This window comes from Streptomyces sp. NPDC007983, from assembly GCF_042958345.1.
Taxonomy (GTDB): Bacteria; Actinomycetota; Actinomycetes; order Streptomycetales; family Streptomycetaceae; genus Streptomyces.
On record NZ_JBIBJI010000019.1, the window covers coordinates 107,002 to 127,533 of the forward strand.

Below are 20,532 nucleotides of genomic sequence, written 5' to 3' on the forward strand. Positions count from 1 at the left end.
CATCACCAAAAGGGGCCCCGGTGCCCCACAGAAGGCGGCCACCAGGCAATTTTTTCATGTGAAGGATTTCACGAACTCTTTTGGCGGCCATCAGCGAAAGGCCCCCGAGGGGGCCCTCCGCTACTGCTCATACGTTATCGATCCCGCTCAGGCGATGCTCCACGCAAGGCCGTCGAGGATGTCGTGTTCGCTCACCACAACCTCCTCGGCGCCGGTCCTTTCCATGATCGAAAGGAGCACGAGGGCGCCCGCCGCGATCACGTCGACGCGGCCCGGATGCATCGCCCCCACGGCCGCCCGTTCGGCATGAGTCGAGGTCAGCAGCTTGCCCACGATCTCGCGGACATGATCGGCCCGAACCCTCGCGTGATGGATCGCGGCCGGGTCGTACTCCGTCAGCCCCAGCGCGATGGCGGCGACGGTGGTGACCGAACCGGCCAGCCCGACCAGGGTGTGCCCGCCCTCGCCCGGGCGGCACGCCCCGGTGAGGGGCACGGTTTCCCCGGCCAGATCCAGCGCCCGGCCGATATCCGTTGTGATGGCACTGATCTGACCAGCCGTTGGCGGATCGGTCACTTGACCCTTTACGACGAGATGCCGCTCCGTCAGCCGCACACAGCCGATGTCGACGCTGCGGGCCGCCCGCACCCCGTCGTCACCGCTGACGAACTCCGTCGAGCCGCCGCCGATGTCCACCACCAGGAACGGACCGCTCAGATGCTCATGTCCGGTCAGCTCCTTGGTCGCGCCGGTGAAGGAGAACTCCGCCTCCTGGTCGCCGGTGATCACCTCGGGCTCGACGCCCAGGATGTCCACGACGCCGCGCACGAACTCCTCGCGGTTCTCGGCGTCCCGGGAGGCCGAGGTGGCGACGAAGCGGACGCGCTCGGCGCCCAGCTCGCGTATGACCTCCGCGTACTCCCGGCACGCGGCGAAGGTGCGCTCCAGCGCCTCGGGGGCCAGCCGCCCGGTGCGGTCCACGCCCTGGCCCAGCCGGACGATCGTCATCCGGCGGTCCAGCTCGGTCAGCTCGCCCGTGGCCGGGTCGGCGTCGGCGACCAGCAGCCGGATCGAATTGGTGCCGCAGTCCACGGCCGCGACGCGGGTCATGCGGTCCCCCCTTCCGTCCCGGCGTCCCCGCAGGGGCTCACGCACGGGCCCTTGCGCCACCACTCGGGCAGCAGCGCGATCGCCTCGTCACCGAGCGGGTTGACCCCGGGCCCGGCCGCGAGGGAGTGGCCGACCAGGACGTGCAGGCACTTCACCCGGTCCGGCATGCCGCCCGCGCTCGGGAAGCCCTTCAGCTCCTCGATGGCGTCGCGGCGGGCGATGTAGTCCTCGTGGGCGGCGCGGTAGGCGGCGGCCAGCTCGGGGTCGCTGCCGAGCCGGGCCGTCATCTCCTTCATCACGCCCTCCGCCTCCAGCGTGCCGATCGCGGACGCGGCGCGCGGGCAGGTCAGGTAGTAGAGGGTGGGGAACGGGGTCCCGTCCTCGAGGCGGGGTGCGGTCTCGACGACATCGGGGTTGCCGCAGGGGCAGCGGTGCGCGACGGCGCGCAGACCCCGCGGTACGCGGTTCAGCTGCTCCTTGACGGCGGCGATGTCCGCGTCGGTGGGCGCGGTGGGCTCCGTCTGCGGAGGGGGCGTGTCCATGAGGGGAAAAGTTCTCTTCGATCGGTGTCGGACCGGGTGCGACCGTGACGGGCGCCGGCGCGGCGCGTCAGCGGTTCGCGGCGGCCGCCTTCGGCGCGTCCGCCGTGTCCACGGTGTCCCAGAGGTTGGTGTACCAGGGGCGGTCGGCCGCGCCCTGGTCGGTGGAGTGCTCGGCGTTGGCGCCGGGGTCCACCATGCTGAAGCCGGTCTCGCCCGGCATCAGGTAGTGCAGATGCTCGCGGGCCCGCCGCTCGATGTACGCGGGGTCGCGCAGCCGGGCCTTCTGCTCGCGCAGCTTGGCCACCTCGGCGCGTTCGCGCTGGGCCTGGCGCCGCTGGTCGGCGATCTCCGAGCGCTGGGAGATGTACTGCCGCATGGGGTAGGCCAGGGCGACCACGAGGGAGCAGACGACCAGCGCGAGGAGGGCGGCCCGGCCGGTGAGCCGGCTGCGGCGCTTGATCCGGGCACGGTAGACCCGGGCGGCGGCGTGTTCGCCGAGCGCCTTGAGCCTGGTCGCGGTGGAGAACCGATCCGCCGGCACGTCGCCTCCCCGGTGATGACTTCGCTTGAGCAGTGCCCGCTTGAGTAGGGGCTGTCCCCGGCCACGGTACGGGACCGCGGCCGGGGACAGGTGTCAGACGTGTCCGCTGTCGACGCTTCGGACGTGTCCGCCGTCGACGCCGTGGACGGGGTCAGCCCTTGAAGCGCGGGAAGGCGGAGCGGCCCGCGTACACCGCGGCGTCGTCCAGGATCTCCTCGATGCGCAGCAGCTGGTTGTACTTGGCCACCCGCTCGGAGCGGGCCGGGGCGCCGGTCTTGATCTGGCCGCAGTTGGTGGCGACGGCCAGGTCGGCGATGGTGACGTCCTCGGTCTCACCGGAGCGGTGCGACATCATGCACTTGAAGCCGCTGCGCTGGGCCAGCTCGACGGCGTCGAGGGTCTCGGTGAGCGAGCCGATCTGGTTGACCTTGACCAGCAGGGCGTTCGCGGTGTCGTTCTCGATGCCGCGGGCCAGCCGCTCGGGGTTGGTGACGAAGAGGTCGTCGCCGACCAGCTGGACCTTGTCGCCGAGCTGCTCGGTGATCGTCTTCCAGCCGTCCCAGTCCTCCTCGTTCAGCGGGTCTTCGATGGAGACCAGCGGGTACGCCTCGACCAGCTCGGCGTAGTACGCGGTCATCTCGGACGCGGTGCGGTCCTTGCCCTCGAACTGGTAGACGCCGTCCTTGTGGAACTCGGAGGCGGCGACGTCGAGCGCGAGCGCGATGTCCTGGCCCGGCTGGTAGCCGGCCTTCTTGATGGCTTCGACGATCAGGTCCAGGGCGTCCCGGTTGGAGTCGAGGTTCGGCGCGAAGCCGCCCTCGTCGCCGAGGCCGGTGGACAGGCCCCGCTCCTTCAGCACGCCCTTCAGGGTGTGGTAGACCTCGGCGCCCCAGCGCAGGGCCTCGGAGAAGGACTCGGCGCCGACCGGCGCGATCATGAACTCCTGGATGTCCACATTGGAGTCGGCGTGCGAACCGCCGTTGAGGATGTTCATCATCGGGACCGGCAGCAGATGCGCGTTCGGGCCGCCGAGGTAACGGAAGAGGGGCAGGTCGGACGCCTCGGAGGCGGCGTGCGCCACGGCGAGGGAGACGCCCAGGATGGCGTTGGCGCCGAGCGAGGACTTGTCCGGAGTGGCATCCAGGTCGAACATCGCCTGGTCGATCAGGCGCTGCTCGGTGGCGTCATATCCGACCAGCTCGGGGCCGATCTGCTCGATGACGGCGAGGACGGCCTTCTCCACGCCCTTGCCGCCATAGCGGTTCTTGTCGCCGTCACGGAGCTCGAGGGCCTCGAAGGCGCCGGTGGAGGCGCCGGACGGGACGGCGGCACGGCCGGTGCTGCCGTCGTCGAGGCCGACCTCGACCTCGACCGTGGGGTTGCCTCGCGAGTCGAGGATCTCGCGAGCTACGACGACGTCGATGGACGGCACGAGGATCTCCTTCGTATGGGTCTTCGGTAGCAGCATGAGCCTAACCGCACCGAAGCCCCGACGGGGTGCACCGTGGGGGCGGCGCACCCGGCCGGGGCTCGTTGACTACGGTGTGGCTGCTCAGCTCAGGTGGAGCTGCTGGCCGGGGAAGATCATGTCGGCCTGCTGGATGATGTTCTTGTTCAGCTCGAAGAGCTTCTTCCAGCCGCCCTTGACGTCCTCCGTCTTGGCGATCTTGCCAAGGGTGTCGCCGGACTTGACCTTGTACTCGCCGTCGCCCTTCTTGATCGGGCCGCGGACCTCGGAGCGCGCGGCGTGCTCGGGCGCGCTGCGCGGCGCGGCCTTCGGCTTGGCGGACGGGGCCGACTGCGAGGAGTCGGACTGGCTCTGCTGCGGGGTGGACGGCGCGGGGGCGGGGGCGCCGCCGCTGGTCAGGCCCTTGCCGCAGACCGGCCAGGCGCCCTTGCCCTGGCTGGCGAGGACCTTCTCGGCCACCTGGATCTGCTGGCTCTTGCCCGCCTTGTCGGCGGTGGGTGCGAACGCGGTACCGCCGTAGGCGGCCCAGGTGGAGGAGGAGAACTGCAGGCCGCCGTAGTACCCGTTGCCGGTGTTGATCGACCAGTTGCCGCCGGACTCGCACTGCGCGACCTGGTCCCACTGGGAGCTGGTGGCGGCAGAGGCGGACGTCGCACCGATGAGCGGAGTGGCCACGGCGGCTCCGGCGAGGCCGACGAGCGCGGTGATGCGGGTGGCCTTGGAAGGACGACGGTGCTTGCCCTGAGCGTTGGACATGTTCGTTCGTTTCCTCACCGACGCCTACGAGGTGAGCTGTCGGGTTCGGGCGTGAGTTGCCCGGCCCGGTGCGGGGTTCGCACCGGGCTTCACCCCTAGCCGTTCGGCCGATTCCGCTGGCCTCCCGGCACTTACCTTGGGTCCCCCGCTCCTGCCTTCGGCGCTGGCGCGTCGGTACCGGACGACCGCCGGCAGGACTCGGCGTGACGGTCGACGGTGCTCGCGGTGGCGAGCGGAAAGACGTTAAACACACGTCCGGGAAACGTTCAAACACCCTTATCGCAGCGAAGAGGGCTGTTATCGATCTCACTCGTCCTACATCGGCGCAGGTGGGGCCGGGTGTGGAGAGACCGGACACGAGGGACGGCCCGGAAAATGTGACGAGAGGTATGTCTCACCGGCGCCAGATCGGGCAAATCACCCCGGATTACTGGCCCCTGATGGTGAGATCAAGTCGCTGACCAGGGAGAATGAGATCCGGGTCGGTTCCGATGAGGTTCTCGTTGCCTTCGTAGATCCGCCGCCAGTCGCCGCCCAATTCCTGCTTTTCGGCGATTGCTGAAAGGTTGTCACCCGGACGCACCGTGTAGCCGCCATCCGTGGGGTTTTCGGCACGATTTGCTCCGCCACGCGAGGCACGGTCGCTCGGTCGCGCGTCCCTCTCCGGCTCGCCGCGGTGCTTGCCGGAGGGCGCGGAGGCGTCGGCCGAGGCGTCGGCCGGGTCCGAGGCGCCCGCGGAGGGGGTCGCGGAGGGGGTCTTGGCGGGTCCTTCGGAGGCGTCCTCGCCGGAGGAAGAGGAAGAGGAAGGGGACGGCGAGGGGTCGGGCGCGTCAGAAGAAGGGGACGGGGAGGGCGCGTCGTCGTCCAGCCCGTCGGGGGCCTTGGAGACGTGGGGCCGCTCCGGCTCTCCGGCGTCCCGGCCCGAGTCGCCGCGCTGCGGGGGCTGCTGGGAGGGGCGCGCCGTGCTGCCCGGGTTCACGTCCGGGGCGTCGCCGTCGTCGGTCAGCCCGGCGTTCAGCGCACAGCTGGGCCAGGCGTCCGGGCCGCGGTCGCCGAGTATCGACTCGGCGACGGCTATCTGCTGGGAGCGGCTGGCGAGGTCGGGGCGCGGGGCGTAGTCGGTGCCGCCGTACTTCTTCCACATGTCGAGGGTCAGCTGGAGACCGCCGTAGAAGCCGTTGCCCTCGTTGGCGCTCCACATCCCGGCGCTCTCGCACTCGGCGACCCGGTCCCAGGTGGAGGCCGGGGCGGCCTGGGCGCCGGTCGCTCCGAAGAGCGGGATGGCGATGCTCGCACCGGTCACCCCCGCCGCGACGACGATGGCCGGAGCCTGGCGGGGGCGGCGGTGACGTCCGTTCCCGGAAAGCATGCGAATCGCCTCTCGTGTGGGGGTCGTTTGTCGGTTGAACATAGCGACGTCACACGATCATCACAAGCCGGTGTATCCCAGGTCACGCCGCGGTCACGCGCCTGACCGGCAGTCACTTTCCCCAGGTCACCGGGAGGGTGCGCAGCCCGCGCATGATGAGCCCGCCGCGCCAGCGCAGGTCGTCCGGCTCCACCGCCAGTTGGAGGTCGGGGAGTCGGCGCAGCAGGGTGGCGAGCGCGGTCTGTGCCTCCAGGCGGGCCAGCGGGGCGCCCAGGCAGTAGTGGATGCCGTGGCCGTAGCCGAGGTGCTGGTTGTCGGTGCGGGCCAGATCGAGGACGTCGGGGTCGGCGAAGCGCTCGGGGTCGCGGTCGGCGGCGGCGAGCACCACCAGCACCGGGTCGCCCTCGGCGATGTGCTGACCGCCGATGGTGACCGGCTCGGTGGCGAACCGCCAGGTGGCCATCTCCACCGGGCCGTCGTAGCGCAGCAGTTCCTCGACCCCGGTGGCGAGCAGCCCCTCGTCCCCTTCTTCTGCTTCTTCCAGGTGTTGCTGCAGCCGGGCACGCTGCCCGGGGTTGCGAAGCAGGGCATAGAGCCCATTGCCGATCAGATTGACGGTGGTCTCGAAGCCCGCGAAGAGAAGGATGAAGGCCATCGCCGCGGCCTCGTTCTCGGTGAGGTGGTCGCCGTGGTCACTGGCCCGAATCAGATCGGAGATCAGGTCGTCACCGAGGGCGGCGCGCTTACGGTGGATCAGATCGGCCAGGTACGCGCGGATCCGCTTCACCGCGCGGGCCACCCCGCCGCGCGGGCCCCCGCCGTGCCGGATCATCGTCCCGGCCCAGTCCCGGAAGTCGTCCTGGTCCTCCCGGGGGACGCCGAGCAACTCGCAGATCGCATAGATAGGGAGAGGAAAGGCGAACTCGTGGATGAGGTCCGCCTCCCCGCGGGCCGCGAAGGCGTCGATGAGGTCGTCGGTCAACTCGCGCACCCGCGGGGCGAAGGCGGCGACGCGGCGCGGGGTGAACGCCTTGGACACCAGCCGCCGCAGCCGGGTGTGGTCGGGGGGATCGATATTGAGCAGATGTGTCATCAGATCCGCGCGCTGCTCGCCCGGGATGCCCACCTTGCCCCGGGCGTGAGCGGATTCACTGTGCCGCTGGGGGTTCTTCGACAGCCGGGCGTCGGCGAGGGTCTGCCGGGCGTCGGCGTAGCGGGTCACCAGCCAGGCCTCGACCCCGCTGGGCAGCGTGGTCCGATGCACCGGGGCGTGCTCGCGTAGCCAGGCGTACGCGGGGTAGGGATCGGTGGCGAACTCCCAGGTGAAGAGGGTGGGAGCGGAGGCGGGGCAAGGCTGATCGGACACGTCCCGACGATACCGGCCACGGCCCGCGGATTCCGATACGCCGCTTATCGGAAGTAAATCCGTAACGCGAAAGTAAAGCCAATTAATGGCGATGCAATTCGACGACCATCTCCACACACCCTCCACGATGCGCTCACAGCGCGCGGTGAATGCCCGATATCTGATGGCTGAAGACACCGCCCGGAGCAGCCTGCGGAGAGCGTCACCCGGACCCGCGGAACATGCACTGACGTCGACCAATGAGGCAAAATGCGGGGGTGGCTGAAACGGTGTCAGGTGGTTGAATGAGACACCGGCACATGCACGGGGCCTCCTGCCCCTGGTGATACGATCACCGCGCTTGCCAGGCGAGCCAAGGGCCCGTAAGACACACGGCGATCCGGTGAATCAGCCGAGAGGGTTACCACTTCCGAGGAGCACTATGCCGCGAGTTGGGCATATGGGGCCGTACCGGCGCACCCGAGCCCGTGCGCTGCCCGCGGCAGGACGAGTGCGGTGCGCCGCGTCCCCTCGGGCGCCGTACGGGCGCTGACTTACCGCCGCCCCTCCGAAACCCCCGGATTCTTATTCACGCAGCAAACCCTTCAGTCCCTGGCGGTCTAGTCGTTTAAAGAGAGTCTTATGACGCATTACATACAGGATCCTGCGCTCTGGGCCCTGATCGCTGGCACGCCTCTCGCCGCAACCGCCATAATTCGCGGGCGGAAAGCGAGAGCGAAGCTCAGCGCCGAGAAGGCGGAACTGGGGAACCGCAACGCCGAACTCGAGAACAACTACGCGGCCGCGGTCCAAGACGCTCACGTACGCGCCGAGGAAGCCACCAAGAGCGCGCTGAAGTCCGCCATGCGGACGCTTCAGGGCCTTGCCAACGAGCAGCAGCTGGCCATCTCGAAGCTGCAGGACCGCTACGGCGAGCACCACATTCTCCAGGATCTGCTGGAGATCGACCACATGAACTCGCAGTTCGGTCGCCGTGCGCAGTCGATCGCCGTGCTGTGCGACGGCTGGCTGGGCCGTCAGCGGGCCATCGCCTCCGTCTACGACGTGGTGCGCAGCGCCAAGGGCCGTATCCGCCACTACACGCGCGTCGAGATTCGCTCCCAGAGCAATTTCGCTCTGGTCAGCCGGGCCGTCGAACCGGTCGCGCTGGCCCTGGCCGAGCTGCTGGACAACGCGACCAGCTACTCCGCCCCCGATTCCCCCATCGACATCACGATCCGCACCGTCCCCAAGGGCGTCTGCATCATCATCGACGACGCCGGTGTCGGTATGAACGAGGAGGAGAAGAACCGGGCCGACGAACTGCTCTCCGCGCAGCGCGCGTCGGGCGTCACGGGCCTGGGCAATCCGCCGCAGTTCGGCTTCGCGGTGATCGGTGTGCTCGCCTCCCGTTACGGCTTCACCGTCTCCGTCGATTCGGCCTCTCCCTACGGTGGTGTGCGCGCCGTAGTGCTTCTTCCCGAGGACCTTCTGACCAACATGCCCGAGCCGGAAGAGCAGCCCGCACCCCGTCAGTCCACGGCTCCCGCCCCGGAAGAGAGCGATTCCACCGCGGGCGGCCTGCCCAAACGCCGCCGCAAGGGGTCCATCTCCATCGTGCCGCAGTCGGACACGGCGAACGCCCCCGCCCGGACGAGCGAGGAAACCGCCTCGATCATGGGCGCCTTCCAGCGCGGCACACAGTCCGGTCGCTCCGCAAACCCGAACAGGGAAGGGCATGATCCTCAGTGAACAACGACCTGTCATGGATGCTTGACAGCGCCCTGGAAGTACCCGGGGCGCGTCACGCGATCCTGGTTTCCGCCGACGGTCTGCTGATGGCCCGATCTCAAGAGGTCAGGAAGGACGAGGCCGACACCGTCGCCGCCGCGATGAGCGGCATCCAGTCGCTGAGCCGCACGATGGCCGGCTTCTGTGGTGGCCCGCATATGAACTGGCGCCAGACGCTGGTCGAGTTCGACGGCGGCTGGGTCTTCCTCATATCGGCCGGCGAGGGCGCCTATCTGGCGGTCTCCTCCGCGCCCGACGTCGACATGGCCGACATCACCTTCCGCATGCAGCAGCTCGTCGGTCAGCTCGGCAAGGCGCTGACCACTCCACCCCGCGAATCGGGCGTTCAGGCATGACTGCCCCGGAGGAGCAAGAGCCCGAGTCCGCCGGATTAGTGCGACCGTACGTCATCACCAACGGCCGCGGACTCCCGGACAGCGACCAGTTCAACCTGATCACCCTGGTGACCGCCTCCGAACAGAGACGTTCCCCGACGCTCGACCCGGAAAAGCGGAGCCTGCTGGACCTGTGTTCAGGAGGCTATCTCTCGGTTGCCGAGATCGCGGGCCATATGGGGCTTCCGATCGGCATCGTCAAGGTTCTGCTGTCCGACCTGTCGTCGGACGGCTATCTGGTCACGCGCGCCCCCGCGCCTCCCGCCCAGCTCGTCGACGTTTCACTCCTTCAGGAGGTACTGGATGGTCTCCAGGCCCGCTTCGGATGAGGACGTCTATCTGGACGACGCGGTGCAGATCGCGGCCAAGATCCTGGTCGTGGGGCACTTCGCGGTCGGAAAGACGACGTTCATCGGCACCATGTCGGAAATCCCGCCGCTGCGCACCGAGGAACGGATGACGCAGGCCGGTGCGCACGTCGACGATCTGATGGGCACCCGGGGCAAGACCACGACCACCGTGGCCATGGACTTCGGCCGCCTCACGCTCAGCGAACGCCTCGTCCTCTATCTCTTCGGCACACCGGGGCAGGAACGCTTCGTCCAGGTGTGGGAAGACATGACCCGGGGCGCCCTCGGGGCATTGATCCTCGTCGATCCGGAACGGCTCAAGGAGTCCTTCCCCGTGATCGACCTGGTGGAGCAGTACGGACTTCCCTACGCGATTTCCGTCAATCACTTCGACGGCACGCCGGTCCGGCCCGACGCGGAGTTGCGCGAGGCGCTCGATCTGCTGCCCGAGACACCCATCGTCACCTGTGACGCGCGTGACGAGAAGTCATCGGCCAATGCCCTGATGGCACTTGTCCGCTATCTACAGGAACGTACCCGCTAGGAGCAAGAATGGACACTCAATCGGACTTCCCGGCTCCGCCGCCGGGTTGCCCTGCCCATGGGCGGGTGCCCCTGCACGGACCCGAGTTCCAGGCGAATCCGGAAGCGTACTACGACTGGATGCGCCGTTACGGTGCCGCCGCTCCGGTGGAATTGGCTCCCGGCGTCGAAGCCACCCTCGTCACGGACTACTCCGCCGCGCTCCAGCTGCTGCAGAACTCGGACACGTTCCGCAAGGACGCACGCCGCTGGCGCGATCTGAACGAGGGCAAGGTCAGCCCCAGCAGTCCGGTTGTGCCCCTGCTCGCGTACCGCCCGAACTGCATGTTCACCGATGGCGCCGACCACATGCGGCTGCGCCAGGCGGTCACCGACAGCCTGGCCAAGGTGGACACTCACCAGCTGAGCCGGCACGTCGACCGGGTCTCCCGCTACCTCATCGAGCAGTTCAGCTCGCGCGGTTCGGTCGACCTGCTGAACGACTACGCCAAACTGCTGCCGCTCTTCGTGTTCAGCGAGCTGTTCGGCTGCCCCGCGGAAATCGGTGACCGGGTCATCTTCGGCATCTCCGGCATTTTCGACGGCATCAACGCCGAAAAGGCCAACGAGGTATTGACCCAGAGCGTCGGCGAGCTGGTCGCGCTGAAACGGTCCAACCCCGGGAACGATGTCACGTCCTGGCTTATGCAGCACCATGCGCAGCTGACCGACGAGGAAATGGCGCATCAGCTGGTATTGCTGCTTGGATCCGGTGCGGAACCGCTGCGGAATCTCATCGCCAATTGCCTCCACCTGCTGCTCTCCGACGACCGGTACTCGGGCGGCGGACTGCTGGTCGAGGACGCCATCGACGATGTGCTGTGGAACAGCCCGCCCATGGCGAATTACTCGCCGCATTACCCGGTGTCCGATGTTGAATTCGCCGGAACCAAGCTGCGGGCGGGCGATCTCGTCATGGTCAGCTACGCCGCAGCCAACTCGGATCCGGCGCTCGCCGCCTCCCGTGAGCAGCAGAGCAAGCGTGCCCACCTCGCCTGGAGCGCAGGCCCGCACGCCTGCCCGGCGAAGGATCCGGCCCAGCTCATCACGGTGTCGGCCATTGAGAACCTGCTCAACCAGCTGCCCGACGTCGAGCTGGCAGTGCCCAGCGAAAGCCTGACCTGGCGGCCCGGCCCATTCAACCGCGGACTGGCCGCACTGCCCGCCCGTTTCACTCCCATACGGGTGGATAAACACCCGACTCAGCAGCAACAGCCTGTTACGTCCGGGGAGCAGAGCCGACCGAACACCAAGCGGGAAAAGGGCGGCTTGTGGAGTTCGTTCCTCGCCTGGTGGAGGGTGTGACTCACGCAACGTCACCCACTTTTTTCGCCCCGCATGCTTAATCAATCGATCGGGTAGGTCGTATCGCGAAAATTTCTTGGTTAAATCAGAACAAGGAGCTGTCGTGCAGCCTATCGCCGACCACCCCGGCGTTGATCGAAGTTCCGCGGTTTCACTCAGACCCCTTTTGGGCCGCCGAAGTGTGACGCCACACTACGTTTTCGCTCCTCCCCAACCCGGTTTTCTTCGCTCCACCGCGCCCCGGGAGGTTCGGTGAAGCTCTTCCGCTTCGGGGGGAGGAGACGTGTGGGGGCGCGCGAAACCCGTACGCACCCCACACGGCTCGGCGACCTCGTCACCGGCCAGCTCACCCGGCTGGGCGAGGTGGCGGGGCTGAGCGAAGCCGACACCACGGCTTACGCGCAGATCGTGACCGAGACCCTGGGGCCGGTGGCCAAGCGCTCCCTGGAACTGCCGCCGCCGTCCCCCAGCTTCCTGTCCGACGACCACACCCCGGTCGAGTACTCCCTGGCCTTCACCCCGGACCGGCTTCCGGCGCTCAGGGTGCTCCTGGAGCCGGGGTGCGAAGCCGAAGACCTCAAGGAGAACGGCCGCATCGGCCTGCGCACGATCCGCGCCATGGCCGACCGCTGGGCGTTCTCCACCGACCGGCTCGACCGGCTCGAGGACCTGTTCTTCCCCGACTCCCCCGTCGGACCGCTGGCCCTGTGGTGCGCCCTGGAGCTGCGCCCCGGCGGCGTCCCCGCGGTCAAGGTGTACCTCAACCCCTCGGCCAACGGCCCGGACCGGGCCGCGGAAACCGTCGGCGAGGCACTGGACCGGCTCGGCTGCCGCCAGGCGTTCGACACCCTGCCGGCGGCCGACGGCTACCCGTTCGTGGCCCTGGACCTCGGCGAGTGGTCCGCGCCGCGGCTGAAGGTCTACCTCTCCCACCACGGCCTGACCCCCGACCGGGCAGCCACCCTCTCCCGGATGGCTCCCCACCCCGGCCGGGCGCGACTGGAGGAGTTCTTCCGCACCGCGGCGGGCCTCCCGGCCGGGACCGGCAAGGGGCTGTACGACCGGCCCGCCATCTCCTGCCACTCCATCACGGAGACGCGCACCGGCCTGCCCAGCGGCTTCACCTCCCATGTGCCCGTCCGGCACTACGTGCGCGACGACGCCCATGCGCGGGAGCGGGCCATGGCCGTCCTGCGCCGCCACGGCATGGACAGCACGGCGCTGGACCGGGCGCTGGGCGCGATCACCCCGCGCCCCCTGGAGGACGGCTCCGGCCTGATCGCGTATCTGGCCCTGGTCCACGAACGCGGCCGGCCGACGCGGGTGACCGCGTACCTCTCCTCGGAGGCGTACGAGGTCCGGCCGCCCCGGGAGACGGAACCGGCCTACGAGCCGGGACCGGCCCACGAGGCGGCACCGGAGCACCAGACCCCGGTGGTCCGCGACCTCGCGCGGGCCCGGAGCCACACCGAGAACAACGATGAGACAGGAGACAAGGTCAGCGTGGAGCCCTACCGGATCAAGGTCGTCGAACCGATCCCCATGACGACGCGGAAGCAGCGCGAAGAGGCGCTCAAGCGCGTCCACTACAACCTGTTCGACCTGCGGGCCGAGGAGGTGACCATCGACCTGCTGACCGACTCCGGCACCGGCGCCCTCTCGGCGGCGCAGCTCGCCGCGGGGATGGCCGGGGACGAGTCCTACTCGGGCTCGCGCTCCTTCTACCGGTTCCACGACGTGGTCACCGAGCTGACCGGATTTCAGCACATCCTCCCGGCCCACCAGGGGCGGGCGGCGGAGCGGGTGCTCTTCTCCTCGCTCCTCAAGCCGGACTCCCTCGTCCTGGCCAACACCCACTTCGACACCACCCGCGCCAACGTGGAGCTGAACCACTGCGAGGCGCGCGACCTGCCCTGCCCCGAGGCCAAGGACCTGGACAGCACCGAGCCGTTCAAGGGGAACATCGACCTCAAGGCGCTCGAACAGACCCTGACCGGGCCGGACGCCTCCCGGGTCGCCGTGGTGGTCATGACCATCACCAACAACGGCGGCGGCGGCCAGCCCGTCTCCATGGAGAACCTGAAGCAGACCGCGGCCCTGTGCCGCAAGCACCGCGTACCGCTGTTCCTGGACGCCGCCCGGTTCGCCGAGAACGCCTGGCTCGTCACCCGGCACGAACCCGGATACCGCGACCGCACCCCGCGGCAGGTCGCGGAGGAAGCGTTCCGGCTGGCGGACGGCTGCATGATGAGCGCCAAGAAGGACGGCATCGTCCACATCGGCGGCTTCATCGGCATGAACGACCCCGAGCTGGCCCAGCGGTGCGAACTGCTCCTCATCGCCACCGAGGGCTTCGCGACCTACGGCGGCCTGGCCGGCCGCGACCTCGACATGATGGCGCAGGGCCTCACCGAGGTCACCGACCCCGGCTACCTCGCCGAACGCGCCGACATCGCCGCCCACCTCGCCCAGCGGGTCCGGGCCGCCGGAGTCGACATCGTCGAACCGCCGGGCATGCACGCCCTCTACCTCAACGCCGGGCGGCTGTTCCCGCACATACCGCCGCACCAGTACCCCGGCCACGCGCTGTCCTGCCAGCTGTACCTGGAGGGCGGCATCCGCTCCGCCGAACTGGGCTCCCTCTACCTCGGCGAGGAGGACGAGGACGGAAACCCGATCAAGAGCGCGCCGTACGAACTCGTACGGCTCGCGCTGCCGCGCCGCGTCTACACCCGCAGCCACTACGACCACATCGGCGAGACCCTGGCGAAGATCGCCAAGAACGCGCACGCGGTGCACGGCTTCCGGATCTTCGACCAGTCCCCGATCCTGCGCCACTTCCGCGCCAAGCTGGAGCCGGTACCGGTCCCGGCGGCGGGCACAGCGCGGGCGGCGGCGCGCACCACCACCGCGGCCCGCTGAGGGAGGGCGGCTCAGCCGCCGCCGAACGATCCGCTGTTCCCCTCGGTCCAGGTCTTCCGGCCCTCGGCGCCGCCCGTGCCGGAATCCCTGGTCCCGGAGCCGCCCAGCTGGTGCGGGCGGCGCCGGACGCCGTCGGGGGACAGCTCGTCGGGCTCCCGGTTGTGGGTCTGGTAGCCGACCCGGTCCTCATCGTCCTGATGCCCCGGACCGTGGCCCGCCCGCTGCGCTTCGTGCGCGGTCTCGTCCACCTGCTGCCAGGCGCCGGAGCGACGCTTCGGCTCCTGGGACGGAACCGGCTCGCGGGCCCGGATCCGGATGCCGTACCAGATCGCGGCGATACAGATCACGACCACCACGATGCCGACGGCGAGCGGACCCGTTCCGACCAGGAAGTCGTGGGTCACGGCAAGGTCCATGGCGTACGTATCCATGGCGGCCGGGTACCCCGGTCCGCCCGGTTGACGCGTCCCGGATCACCGGGCCGCCGTGGCCTCCACCGCCAGGATCGCGTCCCGGTAGGCGCGGGCCGCAGCGCGCAGCGCCGTCTCCGGCTCCACGCCCGCCTCCTTGGCGCGGATCGCCAGCGCGAGCAGTTCGTAGCCGAAGCCCTCGCCGTCCGGCAGGGCGACGGCGAGTCCGGCGGTGCGGGCGCGGGAGGCGAGCTGGGCGGTGAGGGCGAGCGAGGGCTGACCGAGCGGCACCCCTTCGGTGACCGAGTCGCGCTGCTTCTCGATCGCCTTGGTACGCAGCCAGTGCTCCTTGACGTCCTCGGCGGTCTCCGCGGCCTCCTCGCCGAAGACATGCGGATGGCGCCGGATCAGCTTGTCCACGATGGCGCCGGCCACATCGTCGATCGAGAACGGCTCGTCCTCGTGCTCCTGCGCGATCCGGGCGTGGAAGACGACCTGGAGCAGCACATCGCCCAGCTCCTCGCGCAGCGCCTCCCGGTCGCCCTCCTCGATGGCCTCGACGAGTTCGTACGCCTCCTCGATGCCGTACTTGACCAGCTCCTCGTGGGTCCGCGCCCCGCTCCACGGGCACTCCGCGCGGATCCGGTCCATCACCTGGACCAGGTCCAGCAGCCGGGCGCCCGGCAGGTCGTACGAACCGGGCAGCAGCTCCAGGTCCGGCATCGCCTCGCGGCCCGAACCCGCCAGCCGGGCCAGCCCGTCGGTCAGCGCGGACTCGCCGTCGGCCGAGGTGATCACGACGGCGCTGCGGCCGCCCTCCGCGACGCAGTAGTCGACCAGCTCGCGCGCCGCCGGGACCGCGTGCTCGACCTCGATGCCCGCCTCGCGCAGATACGGGAGCTGCGGATGGCCGCCGTCCCCGCACAGCACGCGGTCCGCGCCGCGCAGCGCCTGCCAGGCGGGCCAGGAGAGCAGTCCGGGCGCCACCCGGTGGCTGGTGGTGAGGAGAACGACGCGGCCGGTGGCGAGGTCGGCCGCGGGGGCGGCGGAGTCAGGCGTGGTCACCCTTGAAACGTAACCTACGCCGGCGCTTGCGAGGCGGTGGAGGTGCGCAGCCAGGCCTCCTTGGTGAGGACCGCGGTGCCCTTGGTGTCGTCCCAGGTGCCGTAGCGCGGGTTGACCTTGATGTCGAGGTCCTTGGAGGTGCGGGTGAACACCGTGTTGACCTTGGCTACGCCGAGCTTGCGCAGCAGCGCGGTGCGGGTCAGCTCCATGCGGACGGCATCGTCGATCTGGTCCGGGGCGATGCCCTGCTCCAGGTAGGCGGCGCGCAGCGCGGCGGCCCCGCCGGACTGCTGCTCGGTGGCGGCGCGGGCGCGCTGCACCGCGCGGCGGCTGACGCCGATGCCGTTGTCCTGCCCGGCCCGCTCGATGACCTTGAACTGGATCATGCGGATGAGGGTGTTCTGGGTCAGCTGACCGCTGCCGGCCACCAGCTGGTCCGCCCTCGGGGAGCCGCGCTGCGCGTCCCGCACGTCCCTCACCTGGGCCTGGAGCTGCGACTCGGTGATCCGGCCGTCGTCCAGGACGGCCGCGGAACCGGCCCGTGGGGAGCCCCCGCAGGCGGTGAGCAGCGGGGCGCAGACCAGCAGGGCGGACGCGGCGGAGACGGAGAGCGCAGTACGGCGGCGGATCATTGAGCCTCCCGGCAGAGATCGTGCGGCGCGACAAACGATCTGGCGTTGATCGATGGTATGGAGTCGGCGCGGCCTAGGCCACTGCTTGGACAACGATTCACCGGGGTCTTGGTCAGCACCTGGCCGCGGACCGGCTCAGCGGCGCGCCCCCCGGTCCGAGGCCGCGGGCAGCTTCGCCCCCGGGCACGTGCCCAGCACCCGCTTCATCGCGTCCCGCTCGGGGCGCGTCACCCACAGCTCGTACTTCTTCTTCACCGCCGCCTGGCGCGCCACATACGCGCAGCGGTAGCCCTTGTTGGGCGGCAGCCAGGTCGCCGCGTCGCCGTCGCCCTTGCCGCGGTTGGTGGTGGCGTCCACGGCGATCAGGTTGAGCGGGTCGTTGGCGAACGCGACACGCTTGTCCCGGTCCCAGGCCCGGGCGCCCTTCTGCCAGGCGTCCGACAGCGCCACCACATGGTCGATGTCGATCTTGCTGTGGCCGCGGACGAACCGCAGGCTGCCGCCCGTGTACGGATCGTAGGCGAGGGTGCCCGAGACCACCTCGCAACGGTCGTCGCGGAGCCGCACGCCGGTCAGATCGCGCCGGAGGATGTCATCGCGGGTGTCGCAGTGGTTGTCGTCCGTGTCGGTCCAGGGGCTGCCGAACGCGGCACGCTCGTAACCGGTCTTCGGCGCCCGGCCCTTGACCGTGAGCGAGCCCACGGCGGACAGCGCCGGCCCGGACGGTGTCCCGCTCCCGTGCCCGTCCCCGCCCTTGTCCTCGGGCAGGCAACCGGTGAGGGACAGCAGCGCGGCCAGCACGACGGCCGTACTCTTTCCCGCCAACCCCGACTTCGCGAACCGTTTCGGCAACCGTACCGCCCCCTTCGCGTATCTTTTCGACAGACCGCCCACCACACGATAAGGACCCTGGATGGACACGGCCGCGACAGCCCCGCCCGGCACCACAGCCGAAGGGGCGACCGCCGCCACCGCGCGCCGTAGTACCCGGCTCACCGCCCGGGCAGTCGCGCTGCGCCATCCTCGGCTGGATCCGTACTGGCTGGCCCTCGGCCTGTTCGCCGCCTTCGCGACCCTGTCGATCTGCCGCTACCGCCGCATGGCGACCATGTCGTGGGACCTGGGCATCTTCGAACAGGCGATACGGGCGTACGCGCACTTCCAGGCCCCGATAGCCGACCTCAAGGGCCCCGGCGCCAACATCCTCGGCGACCACTTCAGCCCCATCACGGCCCTCCTCGCGCCGCTCTACCGGATCTTCCCCAGCCCGGTCACGCTGCTCGTCGCGCAGGCCGCCCTGTTCGCGCTCTCCGCCGTCCCCGTCGCCCGCACCGCCGCCCGGCTGCTCGGCCGGGCCCGGGGGCTCGCGATCGGCACCGCGTACGGACTGGCCTGGGGCCTCCAGCGGGCCGTGGACTTCGACTTCCACGAGATCTGCTTCGCCCTCCCCCTCATCGCCTTCTCCCTGGAGGCGGTCATACTCCGGCGCTGGTACGCGGCGATGCTGTGGGCCGCCCCGCTGGTCTTCGTCAAGGAGGACATGGGCGCCACGGTCGCCGCTATCGGCGCCGTCATCGTGGTACGCGTATGGCGCCAGCGGGAGACGGGCATCGTGCCGCTCGCCGTCGCCCTCATGGGCTTCGGCGTGCTGGGCTCGGCGCTCGCGCTCGGCGTCGTCATCCCCGGCTTCAACGGGGCCGGTTCGTACGACTATTGGGACAAGGTCGGCAGCGGGGGCGACTCGGACGCCATCATCCCCTTCACCACCGCGCTGCGCACCCTGCTGTGGACGCTGCTGCCGACCACCGGGCTGCTCGCGCTGCGCTCCCCGCTGCTGCTGGCCGCCCTGCCCACCCTGGGCTGGCGCTTCCTCTCCCACGACGAGCACTACTGGGGCACGGACTGGCACTACAGCGCGGTGCTGATGCCGGTCGTCTTCCTGGCCCTGGTCGACGCGCTCGACCGGATCGGGACGAGCGGCAGCGGCCGGCTCGTCCGTTACGCCCGTCAGCTGCCCGCCGCGGTCTGCGCCGCGGCCCTGGCCCTGACCACCTCGCTGCCGCTGGCCGGGCTCGCCGAGGAAGCCACGTACCGCAAGCCGCCCCACGTCCAAGCGGCGGAGCGGCTGCTGGACCGGATACCCGACGGGGCGACCGTCGAGGCCAACGTCGGGCCGATAGCCCGCCTCACCAGCCGCTGCCGGGTCTTCTGGGTCGGCGCCACCCAGGGCGTCACCCCGCAGTACCTGGCGCTGGCCGAGCCGCCGGACCGCACGGTGCGGCAGGAGCTGGCGTACGCGAAACAACTGCACCCGCAAGCGCGGTACGAGGCGCTGGCGACCGGCGGCGGCTACTTCCTGCTGCGGCTCAAGACCCCATCGGCTGCGGGGCGATGACCGCGAACGGGGCGCCCTGCGGGTCCCGCACCAGGGCCATCCGCCCGGCCACCATGTCGAACGGCGGCTTGAGCACCGTCCCGCCCTCCGCCGACAGCTTCGCCACCGTCCGGTCGGTGTTCTCGACCGCGAAGTAGACCAGCCAGTGCGAGGGCGTCCCGGGCGGCGCCCCTTCCTGCAGCGGCTGGAGCCCGCCGATCGTGCGGCCGTTCACGGTGAGCCCGTAGTAGCCCTCGGCGCCCTCCATGGGGATCGTCTCGATGCCGAGGGCCTCCGCGTAGAACGCGCTCGCCGTCTCGCGGTCGCTGGTGTTCAGCTCGTTCCACACCACCGCGCCGGGCTCGTTGACGATGCCCGCCCCGGGGAATTCCCGCGCCTGCCAGACGCCGAAGACGGCGCCGGTGGGGTCGGCCGCCACCAGCATCTTCCCCAGGTCCATCACGTCCATGACGGGCAGCAGCACAGTGCCGCCGTTGCGGCTGATCGCCTCGGAGGTGGCCTGGGCGTTGGCGGAGCTGAAGTACGTGGTCCAGACGGTGGGCGGCGCGGGCTGGTCGTCCCTCGCCTGCGCGGCCATCACCCCCGCCACCGGCCGGTCCTTCAGCGTGCACACCGTGTAGCCACCGAATTCGGCCGGGCCGATCTCCCCGGACCAGCCGAACAGCCCGGTGTAGAAGTCGAGGGCGGCCTGCTGGTCGGAGGCCGTCAGATCGATCCAGCAGGGGGTGCCGGGCTCATGGGGAGTGGTGAATGCGGGCATCGGTGCCTCCCAATCAAGGCCTCTGCCCTCAATTCTCCCCCGGTGCGACGGGAGCGCCACTCGGCGGGGAGGCCGCCGCGCGGTGCTCTCGTGGACCTTGGCAAGATTTCGGCCATGAGTGATCCACGGGGGCAGTACCAGCCCACTCCGCATTCCCCTTCGCCCCATCCCGCCAACCCCTACGCCCAGCCGTACGGTCAGCACGGTCAGCCGTACGCACATCCGTACGCGCATCCGTACGCGAACCCCGCCCCGCAGCCTCAGCCCCAGCCCCAGCCCCAGCCCCAGCCGGTCCACGTCCCGGAGCCGGCCGGTGATGAGCGGCGCATGTTCGCGGCGACGGTGGACTGCGCCTTCGCCTGGGGCGGCGGCCTCACGCTCGGCCTCAAGGTCTTCCCGATGCTCAAGGTCGGGGCCGATCCCGTGATCCTGTTCGTGGGCGCCGTGTTGGGGCTGTCCATCGCCAACCAGGTGCTGGGGGCCTGGATCTTCCGGGCCTCCGTCGGCAAGTGGATGCTGCGGATGCGCGTGGTGCGCGAGAGCGACGCCGGGCGGCCGGGGTTCTGGCGGCTGGTCCATCGCTGGCTGGTCGGGATGACCTGGCTGCCGATGCAGCCGGTGCGCGGCCTGTTCGGCGCGGACGGCGATCCGTACGAGGACCACTGCAACGTCCGGTACGTGCGGTTCAAGGATCTGCGGCGGCTGCGGCACCCGGGCTGACGGCAGGCCAGAAGGCCCGTAAACGCCGGGCGGCGGCCGGCCCGAAGGCCGACCGCCGCCCGGCGGTGGTGTGC

Annotated in this window: 20 protein-coding genes and 1 riboswitch; of the genes, 8 read left to right on the forward strand and 12 right to left on the reverse strand. The window is 70.0% G+C overall.

Translation table 11 applies throughout. The features are described 5' to 3' along the window. Positions 1-147: 147 nt before the first annotated feature. The 7 genes from ACFZCY_RS37600 to ACFZCY_RS37630 form a co-directional block, all read right to left on the reverse strand. A complete protein-coding gene (locus ACFZCY_RS37600; RefSeq protein WP_391183917.1) occupies positions 148-1,110 on the reverse strand; it encodes an exopolyphosphatase in 963 nt (320 codons plus the stop codon). Continuing rightward, the gene (locus tag ACFZCY_RS37605) at positions 1,107-1,652 is read right to left on the reverse strand and encodes a DUF501 domain-containing protein (protein WP_391183920.1); all 546 of its coding nucleotides are present in this window, start codon (positions 1,650-1,652) and stop codon (positions 1,107-1,109) included. The genes ACFZCY_RS37600 and ACFZCY_RS37605 overlap by 4 nt, the downstream gene beginning before the upstream one ends. A 67-nt stretch (positions 1,653-1,719) precedes the next feature. Next, on the reverse strand, positions 1,720-2,193 hold the full coding sequence (locus ACFZCY_RS37610) for a septum formation initiator family protein (RefSeq protein ID WP_391183922.1): 474 nt from the start codon (positions 2,191-2,193) through the stop codon (positions 1,720-1,722). Positions 2,194-2,344: 151 nt separating this feature from the next. Continuing rightward, entirely contained in the window at positions 2,345-3,631 is a 1,287-nt protein-coding gene (gene eno, locus ACFZCY_RS37615; protein ID WP_199831129.1) for a phosphopyruvate hydratase, read from the reverse strand. Between the two features lie 114 nt (positions 3,632-3,745). After that, entirely contained in the window at positions 3,746-4,417 is a 672-nt protein-coding gene (locus tag ACFZCY_RS37620) for a transglycosylase family protein (RefSeq protein WP_391183925.1), read from the reverse strand. 6 nt (positions 4,418-4,423) lie between these two features. Continuing rightward, positions 4,424-4,590: riboswitch (cyclic di-AMP (ydaO/yuaA leader) on the reverse strand. A gap of 254 nt (positions 4,591-4,844) precedes the next feature. Continuing rightward, complete coding sequence (locus tag ACFZCY_RS37625; protein ID WP_391183928.1) at positions 4,845-5,786, reverse strand: transglycosylase family protein; 942 nt, start codon at positions 5,784-5,786, stop codon at positions 4,845-4,847. Positions 5,787-5,898: 112 nt separating this feature from the next. Beyond that, positions 5,899-7,152 (reverse strand): cytochrome P450, encoded by a 1,254-nt coding sequence (locus ACFZCY_RS37630; protein WP_391183931.1) that lies wholly within the window; start codon positions 7,150-7,152, stop codon positions 5,899-5,901. Between the two features lie 621 nt (positions 7,153-7,773). Between ACFZCY_RS37630 and ACFZCY_RS37635 the strand changes: the two genes are divergently transcribed. The 6 genes from ACFZCY_RS37635 to ACFZCY_RS37660 all read left to right on the forward strand — a co-directional run bounded on the left by ACFZCY_RS37635 (position 7,774) and on the right by ACFZCY_RS37660 (position 14,476). After that, positions 7,774-8,883 carry an ATP-binding protein gene (locus tag ACFZCY_RS37635; RefSeq protein WP_391183933.1) on the forward strand — a complete coding sequence of 370 codons (1,110 nt, stop codon included), beginning with the start codon at positions 7,774-7,776 and terminating at the stop codon, positions 8,881-8,883. Next, positions 8,880-9,278 carry a roadblock/LC7 domain-containing protein gene (locus ACFZCY_RS37640; RefSeq protein WP_055557694.1) on the forward strand — a complete coding sequence of 133 codons (399 nt, stop codon included), beginning with the start codon at positions 8,880-8,882 and terminating at the stop codon, positions 9,276-9,278. Before ACFZCY_RS37635 ends, ACFZCY_RS37640 begins: the two co-directional genes overlap by 4 nt. After that, the gene (locus ACFZCY_RS37645; protein WP_361483874.1) at positions 9,275-9,646 is read left to right on the forward strand and encodes a DUF742 domain-containing protein; all 372 of its coding nucleotides are present in this window, start codon (positions 9,275-9,277) and stop codon (positions 9,644-9,646) included. The genes ACFZCY_RS37640 and ACFZCY_RS37645 overlap by 4 nt, the downstream gene beginning before the upstream one ends. Then, a complete protein-coding gene (locus tag ACFZCY_RS37650; protein WP_391183937.1) occupies positions 9,621-10,211 on the forward strand; it encodes an ATP/GTP-binding protein in 591 nt (196 codons plus the stop codon). Before ACFZCY_RS37645 ends, ACFZCY_RS37650 begins: the two co-directional genes overlap by 26 nt. A gap of 8 nt (positions 10,212-10,219) precedes the next feature. Next, positions 10,220-11,554 (forward strand): cytochrome P450, encoded by a 1,335-nt coding sequence (locus tag ACFZCY_RS37655; RefSeq protein WP_391183938.1) that lies wholly within the window; start codon positions 10,220-10,222, stop codon positions 11,552-11,554. A 285-nt stretch (positions 11,555-11,839) separates the two neighbouring features. Then, positions 11,840-14,476 carry a tryptophanase gene (locus ACFZCY_RS37660; RefSeq protein ID WP_391183940.1) on the forward strand — a complete coding sequence of 879 codons (2,637 nt, stop codon included), beginning with the start codon at positions 11,840-11,842 and terminating at the stop codon, positions 14,474-14,476. A gap of 11 nt (positions 14,477-14,487) precedes the next feature. On the opposite strand, the gene ACFZCY_RS37665 is transcribed toward ACFZCY_RS37660, so the two are convergent. The 4 genes from ACFZCY_RS37665 to ACFZCY_RS37680 form a co-directional block, all read right to left on the reverse strand. Next, a complete protein-coding gene (locus ACFZCY_RS37665; RefSeq protein ID WP_391183943.1) occupies positions 14,488-14,907 on the reverse strand; it encodes a DUF6479 family protein in 420 nt (139 codons plus the stop codon). A 42-nt stretch (positions 14,908-14,949) separates the two neighbouring features. After that, positions 14,950-15,951: a nucleoside triphosphate pyrophosphohydrolase gene (locus ACFZCY_RS37670; RefSeq protein WP_391183946.1), complete on the reverse strand. Its 1,002-nt coding sequence runs from the start codon at positions 15,949-15,951 to the stop codon at positions 14,950-14,952. A gap of 14 nt (positions 15,952-15,965) precedes the next feature. Continuing rightward, the gene (locus ACFZCY_RS37675; RefSeq protein WP_391183948.1) at positions 15,966-16,583 is read right to left on the reverse strand and encodes a SurA N-terminal domain-containing protein; all 618 of its coding nucleotides are present in this window, start codon (positions 16,581-16,583) and stop codon (positions 15,966-15,968) included. 135 nt (positions 16,584-16,718) lie between these two features. After that, positions 16,719-17,408: a DUF1524 domain-containing protein gene (locus ACFZCY_RS37680; RefSeq protein WP_391183951.1), complete on the reverse strand. Its 690-nt coding sequence runs from the start codon at positions 17,406-17,408 to the stop codon at positions 16,719-16,721. An 88-nt stretch (positions 17,409-17,496) separates the two neighbouring features. Between ACFZCY_RS37680 and ACFZCY_RS37685 the strand changes: the two genes are divergently transcribed. Then, positions 17,497-18,978 (forward strand): DUF2079 domain-containing protein, encoded by a 1,482-nt coding sequence (locus ACFZCY_RS37685; protein ID WP_391183953.1) that lies wholly within the window; start codon positions 17,497-17,499, stop codon positions 18,976-18,978. Here the strand turns inward: ACFZCY_RS37685 and ACFZCY_RS37690 are convergent. Beyond that, a complete protein-coding gene (locus ACFZCY_RS37690) occupies positions 18,950-19,738 on the reverse strand; it encodes a VOC family protein (RefSeq protein WP_391183955.1) in 789 nt (262 codons plus the stop codon). The genes ACFZCY_RS37685 and ACFZCY_RS37690 overlap by 29 nt on opposite strands. A gap of 114 nt (positions 19,739-19,852) precedes the next feature. On the opposite strand from ACFZCY_RS37690, the gene ACFZCY_RS37695 reads away from it, so the two are divergent. Then, complete coding sequence (locus ACFZCY_RS37695; RefSeq protein WP_391183960.1) at positions 19,853-20,458, forward strand: RDD family protein; 606 nt, start codon at positions 19,853-19,855, stop codon at positions 20,456-20,458. Positions 20,459-20,532: the final 74 nt, after the last annotated feature.